The 14,570-nt window shown below is 64.3% G+C and carries 14 protein-coding genes; all 14 read left to right on the top strand.

Annotated elements, in window-relative coordinates:
* The first annotated feature begins 145 nt into the window (after nt 1-145).
* The 14 genes from ACJ8FR_RS05540 (at nt 146) to ACJ8FR_RS05475 (ending at nt 14,539) form a co-directional block, all read left to right on the top strand.
* Nucleotides 146-694, top strand: coding sequence for a lytic transglycosylase domain-containing protein (locus ACJ8FR_RS05540; RefSeq protein WP_407827625.1), 549 nt, complete (start codon nt 146-148; stop codon nt 692-694).
* Nucleotides 691-990, top strand: coding sequence for a TrbC/VirB2 family protein (locus tag ACJ8FR_RS05535; RefSeq protein WP_407827624.1), 300 nt, complete (start codon nt 691-693; stop codon nt 988-990). Before ACJ8FR_RS05540 ends, ACJ8FR_RS05535 begins: the two co-directional genes overlap by 4 nt.
* Before the next feature lie 3 nt (nt 991-993).
* A complete protein-coding gene (locus ACJ8FR_RS05530) occupies nt 994-1,275 on the top strand; it encodes a type IV secretion system protein VirB3 (protein ID WP_407827623.1) in 282 nt (93 codons plus the stop codon).
* Nucleotides 1,276-1,292: 17 nt separating this feature from the next.
* The gene (locus ACJ8FR_RS05525; protein WP_407827622.1) at nt 1,293-3,701 is read left to right on the top strand and encodes a VirB4 family type IV secretion/conjugal transfer ATPase; all 2,409 of its coding nucleotides are present in this window, start codon (nt 1,293-1,295) and stop codon (nt 3,699-3,701) included.
* The gene (locus ACJ8FR_RS05520) at nt 3,698-4,888 is read left to right on the top strand and encodes a type IV secretion system protein (protein WP_407827621.1); all 1,191 of its coding nucleotides are present in this window, start codon (nt 3,698-3,700) and stop codon (nt 4,886-4,888) included. The genes ACJ8FR_RS05525 and ACJ8FR_RS05520 overlap by 4 nt, the downstream gene beginning before the upstream one ends.
* Entirely contained in the window at nt 4,885-5,772 is an 888-nt protein-coding gene (locus ACJ8FR_RS05515) for a TrbG/VirB9 family P-type conjugative transfer protein (RefSeq protein WP_407827620.1), read from the top strand. Before ACJ8FR_RS05520 ends, ACJ8FR_RS05515 begins: the two co-directional genes overlap by 4 nt.
* Nucleotides 5,772-6,947: a TrbI/VirB10 family protein gene (locus tag ACJ8FR_RS05510; protein ID WP_407827619.1), complete on the top strand. Its 1,176-nt coding sequence runs from the start codon at nt 5,772-5,774 to the stop codon at nt 6,945-6,947. The genes ACJ8FR_RS05515 and ACJ8FR_RS05510 overlap by 1 nt, the downstream gene beginning before the upstream one ends.
* Nucleotides 6,944-7,969, top strand: coding sequence for a P-type DNA transfer ATPase VirB11 (gene virB11, locus ACJ8FR_RS05505; protein WP_407827618.1), 1,026 nt, complete (start codon nt 6,944-6,946; stop codon nt 7,967-7,969). The genes ACJ8FR_RS05510 and virB11 overlap by 4 nt, the downstream gene beginning before the upstream one ends.
* Nucleotides 7,970-8,091: 122 nt before the next feature.
* The gene (locus ACJ8FR_RS05500; RefSeq protein WP_407827617.1) at nt 8,092-9,120 is read left to right on the top strand and encodes a glycosyltransferase family 2 protein; all 1,029 of its coding nucleotides are present in this window, start codon (nt 8,092-8,094) and stop codon (nt 9,118-9,120) included.
* Nucleotides 9,121-9,182: 62 nt separating this feature from the next.
* Nucleotides 9,183-11,099, top strand: a complete 1,917-nt coding sequence (gene asnB / locus ACJ8FR_RS05495) for an asparagine synthase (glutamine-hydrolyzing) (protein ID WP_407827616.1) — start codon at nt 9,183-9,185, stop codon at nt 11,097-11,099.
* Nucleotides 11,100-11,414: 315 nt separating this feature from the next.
* The gene (locus tag ACJ8FR_RS05490; RefSeq protein WP_407827615.1) at nt 11,415-11,603 is read left to right on the top strand and encodes a hypothetical protein; all 189 of its coding nucleotides are present in this window, start codon (nt 11,415-11,417) and stop codon (nt 11,601-11,603) included.
* 122 nt (nt 11,604-11,725) lie between these two features.
* On the top strand, nt 11,726-12,814 hold the full coding sequence (locus ACJ8FR_RS05485; protein WP_407827614.1) for a Gfo/Idh/MocA family protein: 1,089 nt from the start codon (nt 11,726-11,728) through the stop codon (nt 12,812-12,814).
* Between the two features lie 59 nt (nt 12,815-12,873).
* Nucleotides 12,874-13,659, top strand: a complete 786-nt coding sequence (locus ACJ8FR_RS05480) for a WecB/TagA/CpsF family glycosyltransferase (RefSeq protein WP_407827613.1) — start codon at nt 12,874-12,876, stop codon at nt 13,657-13,659.
* Between the two features lies 1 nt (nt 13,660).
* Nucleotides 13,661-14,539, top strand: a complete 879-nt coding sequence (locus ACJ8FR_RS05475) for a hypothetical protein (RefSeq protein WP_407827612.1) — start codon at nt 13,661-13,663, stop codon at nt 14,537-14,539.
* Nucleotides 14,540-14,570: the final 31 nt, after the last annotated feature.

Here is a 14,570-nt window from a genome sequence, read left to right as displayed (position 1 = left end):
GGCTCTGGAAGCCCGGGGTGGGAAATTGTTGTTTGAAATCAGGCTGTGGCGAACAGCAGCATCAATTCGTGCGAGGCTGAGCCTCGGCGCGGCAGCCGCAGCGGCCGCCGCGGCGCTGTTCGCGACTCCCGCTGAGGGGCAGGTGATGGACATTGCCTCGGACGGCACGGTGTCGGTCCGCCAAGGGTCTGGCGCGGCGACATGGGAAGTCGTCAGCCCGGCGTCCGACAAGACCGTCGATCAGAACGGCCAGCCAATCGTTCCCGCTTACGCGTATAGCGATGTCACTCCGCCTCCGGTTCCGCCGCAGTTCGCCGCTGCCCTGACCCAGGCCGCCGTTTCAGCGAACCTCAGCCCGACACTGCTCTCCGCTTTGGTGTGGCAAGAAAGTCGTTGGAATCCTTCGGCAATTTCGCCTAAGGGAGCGATCGGCCTGGCCCAACTGATGCCAGGCACGGCGCGCGATCTTGGCGTCAACCCTGCCGACCCCGCGGCAAATTTGATCGGGGGCGCGCGCTACCTGCGCCAGCTGCTCGACCAGTTCGACGGCGATGTCGAAAGGGCGCTCGCTGCTTACAACGCAGGCCCGGGCCGGGTACGCAGCGCCGGGGGCATCCCCGCGATTGCCGAGACCCGGGCCTATGTGGCGTCGATTGTTCGTCACATTTCATTTTCCACCGGAGGAAGCCAATGACCATGAACCGCCGCCTCGCACTCCTGCCGCTGCTCGCGCTTAGCGCGCCGGCGGCAGCCGCGGGGCAGGTCAATCCGCAAGGCTCGGGGCCGATCGTCGCCGCCTTGATGTGGCTGCAGGGAACGCTGCTCGGCAATGTCGCCACGGCGGTCGCCGTCATCGCGGTCGCGATGGTCGGTTTCATGATGCTGACCGGACGGATGAACTGGCGCTTCGGCGCGACCGTGATCATCGGTTGCTTCATCCTGTTCGGCGCCGGGACCATCGTCGCTGGAATTCAGTCGGCGGCGGGTTGATCCATGGCGCTCGCTAGATCGCCCGTGTTCCGCGCGCTGACCCGCCCGCAGATGTTCGCGGGCGTGACCTACAGCTATTTCGTGATCAATGCCGCGGTGACCACCGAGGCGTTCCTGATCACTCGCAGCTACCTCGCCATCCCGGTCGCCGTCGCGGTGCATGTGATCGGCTATTTCGCCTGCCTTCGCGAACCCCGAATCTTCGATCTGTGGATCACCAAAGTCAGCCGTTGCCCGCGCACCAGGAATTGGAAGCGCTGGGGCTGCAACAGCTACACGCCTTGAGCGGGAAAGCGCCGAACATGACCAAATGGCTGGGACCGGCAGCATGGGGGAAGAAGGAAGCCAGGGGCGGCGACCGGCTGCCCTATGCCTGCCATGTCGACTCCTCGACCCTGAGGCTGCGCGACGGCTCGCTGATGCGCTCGATGCGCCTCGCCGGCTTTCCGTTCGAAACCGAGGACGACGATGTCCTCAACCATTTGCTCGCGGTCCGCGACGTGGTGCTGCGCAGCGCGCTCAATTCGAAAGCGGTTCTCTACCATCACCTCATCCGCCGCCGCGTCGAGGTCGACCTCGGCGCGCGCAACCCCGACCCGTTGTCGACCGAGATCGACCGCCGCTGGACGGCGCAACTCAATCACGACCGGATGTTCCTCAACGAGCAGTTCCTGACGATCGTCATCCGTCCGCCGCGCGGCAAGGCCGGCTTGCCAGAGCGGCTGAGCAAGCTTGGCGCGAAGCCGACCGGCGCGCCGACGGGCGCCGAAGCCCTGGACCTCGATTCGGCAACTGCGGCGCTGACCGCGGCGCTCCAATCGTACGGCGTGAGGATCCTCGGAACCTATGAAACCGAGACCGGCGTCTTTTCCGAGCCGCTGGAGCTGCTCTCGGCGCTCTACAATGGCGAGACCCGCCCGGTGCTGCTTCCGCGCCCGGAGCAGGATCTCGGCCAGCACATCCCTTATTCGCGCGTCAGCTTCGGTCTCGACGTGCTCGAGATTCGCGGGCCCGCCCAGCGCGGCTTCGCCAGTATCCTCGGCATCAAGGAATATCCGGACGCGAGCCGCGCCGGCCTGCTCGATTCGCTGCTGAGAGTGCCGCACGAGCTGGTGATCACCGAGAGCTTTGCGCCGATCGAGCGCCAGACCGCGCGCGAGCGCATCGACTTGTCGCTCCGCCGGCTGAAGAGCGCGGACGAGGGCGCGGCGACCGAGCGGGCCGAAATGCTCGCAGCGCGCGACGCCGTCGGCGCCGGGCAGCTGAGCTTCGGCGACCATCATTTGAGCCTGCTGGTTCGGAGCGGCTCGCCCGAGACGCTCGAAGCCGCGACCGCGGAGGCTGCGGCGGCCCTTGCCGATATCGGCGCGGTCGCGGTGCGCGAAGACGTCAATCTCGAGCCCGCCTTCTGGGGTCAGTTCCCGGGCAACGAGCAATATGTCGTCCGTCGGGCGTTGATCTCCAGCTCGAATGCGGCCGGGTTCATTTCGCTGCACGGCTTCCCGATGGGCCGCGCGACCGGCAATCACTGGGGAGAAGCGGTCACGGTCCTCGAGACCACGAGCGCCACGCCTTATTTCTTCAACTTCCACGAGGGCGACCTCGGCAATTTCACGATCATCGGCCCCTCCGGGTCGGGCAAGACCGTCGTTCTGAACTTCCTCGCGGCGCAGGCGCAAAAGTTCGCGCCGCGCACCATCCTGTTCGACAAGGACCGCGGCTCGGAGATTTTCCTCCGCGCGCTCGGCGGCAGGTATGAGCGGATCACCCGTGGCGGAGCGACCGGATTCAATCCCCTCGCTCTGCCCGACTCTGCAGTGAACCGGGCGTTCCTCAGGGAATGGCTGGCCAACCTCCTGCAAGCGAACGGCGCCGAGGAAGAGACCGCGATCGCCAAGTCGATCGACGAGATTTTCGCTCACGGCGCGGAGCTGCGCCGCCTGCGCTTCATGCGCGACCTGCTCGGTGGCGGCCGCCGGCCTCAGGCGGGCGACCTCCCGTCGCGGCTCGACCCATGGATCTTCGATGGCGAGCATGCATGGCTGTTCGACAATCGCGAGGACGAGCTCGACTTCGACAGCCGGGTGATCGGGTTCGACATGACCGAGCTGCTCGAGGACCGTCGCCTGCGCACGCCCGTGCTGCTCTACCTGTTCCACCGGATCGAGGACCGTCTCGACGGCGAGCCTACCATGATCCTGATCGACGAGGCGTGGAAGGCGCTTGACGACCCGATGTTCGCCGCGCGCATCCGCAACTGGATGAAGACGCTGCGCAAGCGCAACGCGATGATCGGCTTCGCTACCCAATCGGCGGCAGATGCGCTCGACAGCTCGATCGCCTCGGCCATCGTCGAGCAGACCGCGACCGCGATTTTCATGCCCAACACCAAGGCGCGCGAGGAGCATTATTGCCAGGGCTTCGGCCTCAGCACGCAGGAGCTCGAGTTCATCCGCAGCCTGCCCGCGCACAGCCGCTGCTTCCTGGTGCGCCAGGCGAACCGCTCGGTCGTCGTCCGGCTCGACCTCAATGGGATGCCCGACCTGCTGACGGTGCTCTCGGGCCGCGAATCCAGCGTCCGCCGCCTCGACGAATTGCGCGCCTCGGTCGGAGACGACCCTGCCAATTGGTACCCGCTGCTGACGCGCGCCCCGTGGCCCGGCTCCCCGCCGCCGAGCGGCGACGACTTCTGGCTGGAAGCCGCCGAATGACTCAGTGCCAGCCATTCACCGCCGACGGGCCCGCAGGGGTCGCCGACGCGCTGTCGAAGGTCGACTGCCTGGCCAGCGATGCGACGGCGGTATCGTTCGGCCGCCTGTTCGGTGCCCACGGCAGCTTCCAGACGGCGTTGACGATCATCCTCACGCTCTATGTTGCGCTCCTCGCCTTCAACATCCTGACCGGCAGGTCGGCGCTCCGTGTGTCGGTGCTGACTCCGCGGATGATGACTCTCGGCCTAGTGCTGACCTTCGCGACCTCATGGATCGCTTACCAGTCGGTCGTGTGGAACCTCGCGATGGGGGCCCCCGATGAAATCGCCAGCGTGCTGGTGGGCACGAGGGGCTCCGCGACGACGATCTTTGCGCAGCAGCTCGACGGCGTGTTCACCGCGATCACCGATGCCGCGAGCGCAATTACGCCGGCCGCAGCCGCTGCGCCCGGCATGCCTGCAGCGGCGGCCGTTCCGACGATGGCCTCGCCGGCCAATATCCTGTCGATTGCCGGGCTGATCCTGCTGCTCGGAACCGTCGGCGTCCTCGTTGTCTGCCGGCTTGCGCTCGCTGCGCTGTTGATCCTCGGCCCCATATTCATTGTGCTGGCGCTGTTCGACGGCACGCGCGGCCTGTTCGAAGGCTGGCTCAAGAGCGTCGCGATGTTCGCGCTGGTGCCGCTGTTGACAGTGATCATGGGCAGCGGCGCGCTGGTCGCGATCTCGCCGATGGTCGCCGGCCTTGGCGAAGGCGGCGCCGAGATCTCACTGCGCAGCGCCGTGTCCATCCTCGTCGCGTCCATCATCTACGTCGCCCTGATGCTGGTCGTGTTCAAGGTCGCCGCATCGCTCACGAAGGGCTGGCGGATGGGCCGCGCGCAGGCACTCGCCCAGGCGCACATGGGTGCGGCCCTGTCGGCTCACCAGGAACGTCCGCTCAACCCTGCCGCGTCCGCCGCGCCTGCGACGGCCGTGGCCTCGGAGCGCGTCCGCAGCACGGTCGCCAGTCTTGAAAACAGCAGTTCGAGCCATCGGCTGCTGACCAGTGGCGCGGCGCTCGCTGCCATCGCAGCGCCGGCACCGCGGCCGGCGCTTGCGGGACCCAACGATGCGCGCAACCAGCTTCGTTATCTCCACCACCGCGTCGCCGGTGCAGCCACTCCTCATTCGCGAGAAATGTTTCGATGATCCGCAAGGTTAGTTTTGCCGCTTTGGCGGTGCTGGGCTGCACGAGCATGAGCGCCGCCGCGGACACCCGCATTCGCTCTTTGCCTTACGATCCGGACCACATCGTCCAGATACTCGGCAAGGCCGGGATCCAGTCGACGATCGAGTTCGCGCCCGACGAGCGGATTGAGAATATCGCGGTCGGCGATTCCAACGCCTGGCAGATCACGCCGAACCACCGCGCCAGCCTGGTGTTCGTCAAGCCGCTGGCGCCGCGCACCCGGACCAACATGACGGTGGTCACCGACCGCCGCACCTACATGTTCGACCTGGTCGCGGGCGATAAGTGGACCACCCCGGTCTACGCCCTGAAATTCACCTATCGGAACGAGAAGCCGCCGGAGGCTGAGGCGAAGCCGGGGCAGTCAGCCCCACAGCTTGCCGTCGCCGCCGCGCCACCCTCGACGACGATGGTCGCCGACAAGCTGCATTTCGATTGGCGGAGCAAGGGTTATGGCAAGCTGGTCCCGTCGCGCGTGTTCGACGACGGCGCCGCGGTCTATCTGTCGTGGAACCGCGACGTTCCGCTTCCGGCAATCCTGACCGTCACCGAGGACCGCAAGGAAGGGCCGCTGAGCTATCGGATGAGCGGCGAATATATTGTCGTCAGCCCGATCCCGCAGAACATGGTGCTGCGCTACGGCAATCGCATGGCGGTGCTGTGGACATCGCGGCGCATCGTGCCCGCGCCTGCTGCGCCGGCGGCGACCCCGCCAAGTGACTTCGCCCAGCGCGTGGCGGCCACGCAAGTGACGCCGAGCGCTCCGCCACCGTCGCAGGGCAGGGCGGTCAGGCTCGCCAATCTGACCGCGCTCTACTCCGACAAACTCACGGACGGCCGCTAATGACCACTCGAGCAACCATCGAAGCCACCGGCAACACTGTCCGTGGTCCCTGGGACGATTCGCTGCGTCCACCTCTTCCGGTCGCTGTGCCGGCGACGGATCCGCGGCTCGAGCTCAGCGAGCAGGCGCTGGTCATCGCCAGCCACAATGCTTACCCGATCGTCGCGACCCGCAAGACACGCCGCGACAGTGTCGGCCTCGCCGCCGGCGGTGCGATCGCGCTGGTGCTGGGCTGCGCGACCTTCGTTTCGCTGAGCTCCAGCCGCCACGCCTCCACCAGCCCGGCGGCAGCGCCCGCGACAGGGGCACAGACGCAGCCCGGCCTGCCGATGCCGGCCGCCGCCGGCAAGGCGATGGTCATGCCGCCCTCGACGCTTGCGACCAACGCCGAGCCGGGTGCCGTTCCCGGCACCGCTCAAATGCCGCGGACGGGCGCGATGTCTGGCATGTCGCCGCCCGCCTCTCCCGTCCTGGTCTATGACGGGGGATCGGCCCCCGGCCTGACGGTCGCGGCTGGGCCCAACAGCCCCCGCGACGCTGACGGCGCCCCCAGCTTGCTCGCCGGAGCGGCGCCGGGACGTGGCTTTGCCAGCGAGAATACGTCGGTGCACTCGACGCGTCTCGCCGAACCGGCAAGTACTGTGATCCAGGGAACGCTCATCCCGGCGGTCCTCGAGACGGCCATCGATACCGATGTCCCCGGCTATGCCCGCGCCGTGGTCAGCCAGGACATCAAGTCATTCGACGGCAGCCGAGTGTTGATCCCGCGCTCGTCGCGGCTGATCGGCGAATATAAAGGCGCGACCCAGGCCGGCCAGCGCCGCGCCTATCTGATGTGGACCCGGCTTGTGCGCCCCGACGGCGTGTCGATCGCGCTCGCGTCGCCCGCCGCCGATTTCTCCGGCCAGGCCGGCATTGGCGGTCAGGTGAACAGCCACTTCTTCTCCCGCTTCGGATCGGCGATCCTGCTGTCAATCCTCGGTAGTGCAAGCACGCTCGCCTCCGCTGGTGCAGGAACCGTGATCGTGTCCGGAGCCGGGCAGAACGCCGCGTCGGCCGCAATCCAGAGCAGCGGCAATCGCGGTCCGACGATCAAGGTCCGCCAAGGCGAGCCGATCCGCGTCTTCACCGCCCGCGACCTCATCTTTTCGGCCGATGACGGGTCAACGGGATGAGCAAGGCCGACGAGCCGCAGCGCGACGACGGGATCGATCCATTCCTCGAGGCCTATCTCGAGCCGTTTCGCGGCTGGCTTGCCGCGGCGGACGTCACCGAGCTGCTCGTCAATCGCCCCGGCGAGGTCTGGATCGAGCAGCGCGGGAAGATGACCCGCCACGAGACGCCGGCGGTCGACGACGCATTGCTGCAGCGCCTCGCCGAACAGGTCGCGCGGGTCAGTAACCAGGGGATCAGTCGCGAGCGGCCGCTGCTTGCCGCGATGCTTCCAAACGGCGCGCGCGTCCAGTTCGTCGCACCAACGGCAACACGGGCCCATTGGGCGCTCGCGATCCGGCGCCACTGCCTGCTCGACATGCCACTCGAAGCTTATGGCAACGGGCCCCTTCAGCCCTTGCAAAAGGCTGCGGGATGCTCGCCTGAAGCTGATCCGATCGGCTTCCTGCGCGAAGCCGTCGTCGAGCGGAAGACAATTCTGATCAGCGGCGGTACCTCGACGGGCAAGACCACATTCCTCAACGCGTTGCTGCGCGAAGTCCCGGCCGAAGAGCGCGTGATCGTGGTCGAGGATACGGCGGAAGTGCAGCTCCACGGCCCCAACGACCTCGGCCTGATTGCGGTCAAGGGCGAGCTTGGCGAGGCGTTGGTCAACACCGACGATTTGCTCCAGGCCGCGCTGCGCTTGCGCCCCGACCGCATCCTGCTCGGTGAGCTGCGCGGCAAGGAAGCAGTCAGCTTCCTGCGCGCCGTCAACACCGGTCACCCCGGATCGTTCAGCACGATTCATGCGAATTCGGCGAGCGGGGCTCTCGAGCAGCTGGCGCTGATGGTGATGCAGTCGGGCCTCGGCCTCTCGCGCGCCGAGACGATCGATTACGCCCGTTCGGTCATCGACGTCGTGGTCCAGCTCGGCCGCGACGGCGCCGAGCGCAAGATCGTCGCGATCGAGGAGCTGTCTGCGCGCAGCGAACCTCGCGAGACCACGCTGCGCGGTGCGCTGGACAAGCTGCGCGCGGCTTAGGGCGCTTCCCGCGGAGACTCCGCAACTTGCCGGAGCTACAGGGCCATCCATGCTCCGCAGAGGGACAGGCCCAAAGTTGCTGTTGTGAGCGTCGGCGGCCGGCTGCTAAACTCAAAAGAGCAATGGCTGGTTCTAGCGACAATCTCAGTAGCACCCCTGCGGTTTGGTCCGACCACGGCGCCAAGTCTCTCCGCGATTATTGCCTGATCAGCCCGGCACGCAACGAAGCGGAATATATCAGAGAGACGCTGGATTCGGTGCTCGCCCAAACTGTGCTGCCCAAGCGGTGGATCATCATCGACGACGGCTCGGAGGACGCGACCGCTCGTATTGTGTCGGAATATTCCGCGAAGTATGACTTCATTGAAGTTTACTCCCGTGCCAACCGCGGACGTCGTGCTCTCGGCGGTGGCGTGGTCGAGGTGTTCAACATCGGCCTCGAGCTGCTGGGCGATCATCCATCGGAGTTCGTCTGCAAGCTCGACGTCGACCTCATCCTGCCGCCACGCTACTTCGAGCGTCTGCTCGAGGAGATGGCGCGGGACGAGCGCCTGGGCTCTATCTCGGGCAAGCCCTACTTCAGGGTCGGCGGCGAAGACTCCGGCGAGCTGAAGAGCGAGCGCATCGCCGATGACGTGTCCGTTGGAGCCTCAAAGTTCTACCGTCGGACCTTCCTTGAGGACATCGGCGGCCTAGTGAAGGGTCTTATCTGGGACGGGATCGATTGTTATCGCGGACGAATGTTGGGGTGGCGGTCGAAGTCGATTGATGACGCCGAGCTTCGATTCATTCATCTTCGACCGATGGGCTCAAGCGACCGCGGTATCCTGACTGGCCGCATGCGGCTAGGGGAGGGTTATTGGTTCATGGGCGCTGCGCCGTCGTTCGTGCTCGGAAAGGCAGTCCACGGCGTCGGACACAGACCGGCTGTGATCGGTAGCTTGACGCTGCTCTGTGGATACGGAAGGGCTTGGTTGAAGGGGCTCCCGCGGTACAATGACCACGGGTTTCGCCAGTATCTACGTCGCTATCATCGCGCGATGCTGACCCGCGGGAAAGCGCGAGCCTCGGCCCTGTTTAACGCGGAAGCGGACGAAATTTGGGAAAGGCGACGCCGTCAGGTCGCGCGCCCTGTGTCGCCGACCCAATGATGAATCAATTAGGGTCAACGCTCGCGGACGGCGTGGTCGCGCTCGATCGAGGCTGACAGCGCATGTGCGGCATAGCCGGAGCTATTGGAGCGCTTCGTCCAAGCGATCGTCAAGCTTGTGAGGCGATGAGCAACCGATTGCGCCATCGCGGCCCAGACGATGCGGGTTCATGGACTTGGCAGGTGGGAGCTTCGTTCGGCGCGGTGCTCTGCCATCGTCGCCTGTCCATCATCGACTTACGGTCGATCGCAGCGGAGCCGATGATCAGCCCGGCCACAGGTACGACGCTGGTTTTCAACGGCGAAATCTACAATTTTCAAAGTTTGCGGGCGGAGCTCGAGGCGGCCGGGGCGCGGTTTGTCACGAACGGCGATACCGAGGTCATATTACACGGCTACGACCTCTGGGGGGTCGACGTTTTTGCCCGACTGCGGGGGATGTTCGCAATCGTCCTTGTCGATCCACGCAAGGGGCGAGCTATATTGGCCCGCGACGGTTACGGCATCAAGCCACTCTACTGGGCCAGTTTCGCCGGCACAGATGGGCGACCGGCGCTGGCCTTTGCATCCGAAGGGCGCGCACTCGTGGAAGGCGGTTTTGCTGACCGTCGCACGGATGCGGGTCGGATCGGGCAGTATTTGTGGAACGGGTTCATGCCCGGGCCACACACAATCTGGACTCAGGTCAAAGACGTACCTCGCGGCTGCTACGCCATTATCGACGAGCATCATTTTACGCCCAGGTTTGAGCGGTTTTGGCGCATCGGCTCGAGTCTTGCGACGGGCGACCCCATTAGTGCGGAGGAAGCGGACCGGCTCATAACCGAGACGGTCAAGCTCCACTTGATCGCCGACGTACCCAAGGTGGTGTTCCTTTCGGGTGGTGTAGATTCAACCGCCGTTGCAGCCGCCGCGGCGGCGCAGGCGGGCGACCTCGAAACACTATCGGTCGCATTCGACGTTTCGGCCTCCGACGAGAGCCGCTTCGCCGCGTCAGCTGCTACGGCTATCGGTAGCCGACATCATGTTGTTGAACTTTCTGCCGCGCGAATTGTCAGCCACCTCAGCGACGCTGTGGCTGCGCTCGACCAGCCTAGCTTCGATGGGATCAACAGCTGGTTCGTCTGCCGCGAAGCCGCACGGTTGGGCTTCAAGGTCGCGCTATCCGGAGCCGGGGGCGACGAACTCGCCGGCGGCTACACCTCTTTCCGGCGAGCCATGCGCGGCGAGCCGCTGATGAGAGTACCGGGCAGCAGGTTGGCCGCACGGATTGCCGGCTACGCACTGCAGCAGCTTCGACCGGCCTCTAAGGCGGGGCAGCTCGGTCGCGGTTTCGGTGCTTTGGACCAAATGTACCAAACTCAATATGCCCTTTTCAGCACGGGCACCATTCGGCGTCTGCTCATCAACGCCGATGAACTGACACCTTGGGGAGTTGAGGAGGAACGTGCGTGCGATTTGAGTTGTCAGATCTCCCCGCTGTCGACGCTTCGCGCGGTAACCGCACTTGAATCGGAAATGTATTTAGGGGACCGACTGCTGCGGGACATGGACAGCGTCAGCATGGCACATTCGATCGAGCTGCGGGTTCCTTTGGTCGATACCTTCCTTTCGGACGCCCTTGCCGGCCTCAGCGACGAAGACCGCTACTTGCCGATCGGCGAGAAGCGCCTGCTGCGTCGGCAGAGCAAGGCTGTACTGCCCGATAGATTCTTCGCTCGGCCAAAGCGCGGGTTCGAGTTTCCGATGGACAGTTGGATGCGCGGCCCGCTCCGCCAACTTATCGAGGCTGACCTTCTCGATGGCCAAAAGTGCGCTGCGCTCGGACTGCGCTCAGGCGAAGTCGCGAAAATTTGGAAGCGGTTTCTCGACCGACCCGGCGCTATATATTGGACACGGCCCTGGGCCCTATTTTCACTGCTGCACTGGTCCTCGATCAACGGTGTCAGTTGTGGGGGCCCTGAGATGGAGAGCCTTTGACTAATCCCACAGAGGTTTCGGCCAGCGTGCCGGATTGGAGCCGGGAACAGGCCGCGGCACGGTCATGGGACCCATCCAGGGCGCTGATCCGAAGCATCCGCGACTATCAGCGGGCGCGTGATAAGGGTTTTTGGCTGCGGATGAGGCTATCTCTGCTTCGGCATCGATTTTGGTCCGTCGTTACCGGGGCGGACATCCCCTTGAACTGCCGCATTGCGGACGGATTGCTCATCCCACACCCGAACGGCATCGTTATCCACCCGGACGTTGAAGTCGGTCCGAATTGTTTGTTGTTCCAACAAGTCACCCTCGGACATGCGGGGGCCGGCGTACCGCGCCTCGGTGGACATGTGGACGTCGGCGCCGGAGCCAAGATTAGGGCCGGTCACCATCGGGGATCACGCGAGGATTGGCGCCAACGCCGTAGTCACGATCGACGTGCCGATGAGCGCGACTGCCGTTGGCATTCCGGCTCGATTGCTCGGCGAGAAATCGATGGGCTGAGTTCCCGGTTAACTCTTCATGAGCAGCGAGGCGTTTCATCGCGAGACTGCCCCCTTTCCGCTAGTTGATCCTTCCCGACCAGTCTAGCATCCCCGTCAGCGGCAGTTCGTGAGGAATTTTTCGTGACAATTCGGTCGGCCGTCATCGGCCTGGGCAAAATGGGCCTGTCTCACCTCAGCATTGCGAATGCGCTTGATGATTTCGAGGTTGTTGCCGCGTGCGATAACTCCAAGCTCGTCACTGCCGTTTTGAGTAAGGCAACGGGTCTCAAGGCCTTCAACGACTACGACGAGGTGCTGGCCCTCGAGGCGCTCGACGCGGTCCTGATCGCAACCCCCAGCATTGCCCACGAGCCGATGATCCGCAAAGCGCTCGACCGCGGATTGCATGTTTTCGCCGAAAAGCCGCTGACGCTCGATGCCGCCGCGAGTCGCGAACTGGCGGAACTGGCGGCGAAGAAGGGCGTGGTTGGGCAAGTCGGCTATCATAACCGCTACGTCGGCACGTTCGCGGAGGCCGCCCGTCTGCTGTCCGGCGGAGCGCTCGGCAAGATCAGCCACGCGCTGGCGGAATCCTACGGTCCGGTCGTGCTGCGGCGCACCAAGCCGACTTGGCGGGGCAAGGCCGGGCAGGGGGGAGGGTGTCTTCATGATTATGCCGCGCACCCGATCAATCTTCTGAACTGGATGTTCGGGTCGCCGGTCGGCTGTCTCGGGGCGTCACTGACGCGGCATTTCAGCGCTGAGGTTGAAGACCAAACGCACGCTCTACTGCAATTTCGGGATGGTACGATGGGGCAGGTTTGCGTCGATTGGTCCGATCCGTCGGTCAGGAAGATGACAACCAAGGTGTCGATTTGGGGCGAGGCAGGCAAGCTTTACGTCGACCGCACCGAGTTGCAGCTCTTCCTCAGCGGTAAGGGCAAGTCGCCGGAGGGCTATCGGGAGGGCTGGACGATCAAGCATATTACCGACCTCACACCGCCAGTCAGCTTTTACCTTCGCGGCGAGGAGTATAGCGCGCAGCTGGAAGCATTCGGCGGAGCGATCGCCGGCAGGGAGTCGCAACGCAATGACTTCGCGTCTGCCGCGCAGACCGACCTCACCATTGAAATGATCGAACACACGGCAGCGGCGCCCCAGCTGGCCAAGCAAGCCACCCCTTCTGCCAGCTCGCCGAAGTCCCTCCTCGGGCGCGTCTTCAGCCGCTGATGCAGACGAATGTGCAGCAGCGAAGGGCCGGTGAACGACGCTGGCACCGATCGCGGATCTTGAACGCGTGGGTCGACAGCCTGACCGTTCAGGAGCTCGTCGAGCAGCTTGACGAGGGAATGTTGTTCACTCTCAACCCAGACCATCTCTACTGGCTCCAGCGTAACGCGGATTTCGCCGCTGCCTACCGCAATGCGGCGCTGGTCTCGTCTGACAGCAAATATGTCTACTGGGCGCTCGGCTTCCTCGGCCGCCCCATCAAGCAGAAATCTTCCGGATCGGATATCGTCCCGGCCTACTGGCGCCACCATGCGGCAAACCCCGGTGTCACCATTTTTCTGCTCGGCGCACGCCCTGGCGTCGCACAGATGGCACGCGAACGCATCAATCGGCTCGCTGGCCGCGAGATCGTGGTAGGTGCGCACGGTCCTTCGTTCAATTTCGTCAAAGATGTCCAAGAGACCGCCGACGTCGTCGACATGATCAATGCTTCCAAGGCGACTTGCCTGATCGTCGGACTCGGCGCGCCGAAACAGGAAATCTGGATCAATCGTCATCGCTCGCGCCTGCCTGGAGTGAAGGTTTACATGGGGGTCGGGGCTACGATCGACTACGAGGCCGAGGCTGTCGGGCGCGCACCGGGCTGGATGACCCGCAACGGCCTAGAGTGGGTCTATCGCATGGCGACCGAGCCGCGGCGTTACTGGCGGCGATATACCCGAACGCTCGAGTTTTTCTGGCTAGTACTTCTCGACCGGTTCGGCTTGTACCGGCCGCCGCCCTTCACGTCGCCGGTTGTGGATGCGGATGCCTCGACCTGTGCGGCGGCAATCAACGGGAGCTGACGTGCAGCGTGTTCTTTTCGGCGACAACCAGTTCTTCGGGATCAATCATTTTTCCGAAGAAAAAGCTCGCCAACAAGCGATAAAATTCCAGGACATCGAGGCCATTCTCGATATCCTTCAGTCCGCGCTGCAGTCCGGCGTGTCAGACTTCATGTGTACGACGCACGACACCGTGGGCCAGATTGCCGCGGAGGTTCGGTCGAACCCCGAAAAATGGGAGGGCTTCACTTTCCATCCGGGCATGCCGTACGCCCACAAATATGCCAACGCGGTGACCGAGCTTGGTTATTTGGGAGCGCTCAAGAAGTTCATCCCGAGCGGCGGCATGGTGGATACCCTGACGCGCGGCGCGCGCGCGGTGGTGGCAAAGGATCTTGAATCAGTGATGTCCATGCTGATTGATGCCGAAATGAAAATGTTCGAGGGACTCGAAACGCCGGTGATCTTCCTGCAAAATGTTGTGACCGACCTGATCCTGGGCCTTGGTGCCATCGACGTGTTCGCCAGCTTCGAGGCCTACATAAAGCGCCGCTACAATGCTGAAGCAGGATTTTTCACCATGAACCTGCCCAAGCTACTTGAGGCCCTGCATGCGGCTGGCGTCCGGAAGCCGATCGTGTGCGCAAACGTGAACAAGGCCGGGTTTAGGATGAGCGGCGGTATTGAAGCCTACCGGGATGCCACGAATAAATATCCGGCACGGGTGATCGCGATGTCGGTGTTCGCGTCGGGAGGCATCCCTCCGCGCGAAGCAATCGAATGGGTCGTCGGTGAGCCCTACGTCGAATCAATCGTATTCGGAGCGTCGAGCTGCCGAAACATCGAAAGCAGTGTCGCTCTGATCACCGAAGCGGACCGGCAGCTCGGTAGAGCTGCTTAGCTCACCGTTGAGCGAACCGGCGCGACCGGTA

The sequence above is a fragment of the Sphingomonas sp. genome, from assembly GCF_045810705.1.
Classification (GTDB): domain Bacteria; phylum Pseudomonadota; class Alphaproteobacteria; order Sphingomonadales; family Sphingomonadaceae; genus Sphingomicrobium.
Note: the sequence above shows the minus strand (reverse complement) of the source record. Positions and strands in the feature narration are given on the sequence as shown.

Coding starts and splice junctions, on each gene's coding strand:
- ACJ8FR_RS05540 (WP_407827625.1), top strand. CDS start 146: ATGGACATTGCCTCGGACGGCACGGTGTCGGTCCGCCAAGGGTCTGGC.
- ACJ8FR_RS05535 (WP_407827624.1), top strand. CDS start 691: ATGACCATGAACCGCCGCCTCGCACTCCTGCCGCTGCTCGCGCTTAGC.
- ACJ8FR_RS05530 (WP_407827623.1), top strand. CDS start 994: ATGGCGCTCGCTAGATCGCCCGTGTTCCGCGCGCTGACCCGCCCGCAG.
- ACJ8FR_RS05525 (WP_407827622.1), top strand. CDS start 1,293: ATGACCAAATGGCTGGGACCGGCAGCATGGGGGAAGAAGGAAGCCAGG.
- ACJ8FR_RS05520 (WP_407827621.1), top strand. CDS start 3,698: ATGACTCAGTGCCAGCCATTCACCGCCGACGGGCCCGCAGGGGTCGCC.
- ACJ8FR_RS05515 (WP_407827620.1), top strand. CDS start 4,885: ATGATCCGCAAGGTTAGTTTTGCCGCTTTGGCGGTGCTGGGCTGCACG.
- ACJ8FR_RS05510 (WP_407827619.1), top strand. CDS start 5,772: ATGACCACTCGAGCAACCATCGAAGCCACCGGCAACACTGTCCGTGGT.
- virB11 (WP_407827618.1), top strand. CDS start 6,944: ATGAGCAAGGCCGACGAGCCGCAGCGCGACGACGGGATCGATCCATTC.
- ACJ8FR_RS05500 (WP_407827617.1), top strand. CDS start 8,092: ATGGCTGGTTCTAGCGACAATCTCAGTAGCACCCCTGCGGTTTGGTCC.
- asnB (WP_407827616.1), top strand. CDS start 9,183: ATGTGCGGCATAGCCGGAGCTATTGGAGCGCTTCGTCCAAGCGATCGT.
- ACJ8FR_RS05490 (WP_407827615.1), top strand. CDS start 11,415: ATGCGGGGGCCGGCGTACCGCGCCTCGGTGGACATGTGGACGTCGGCG.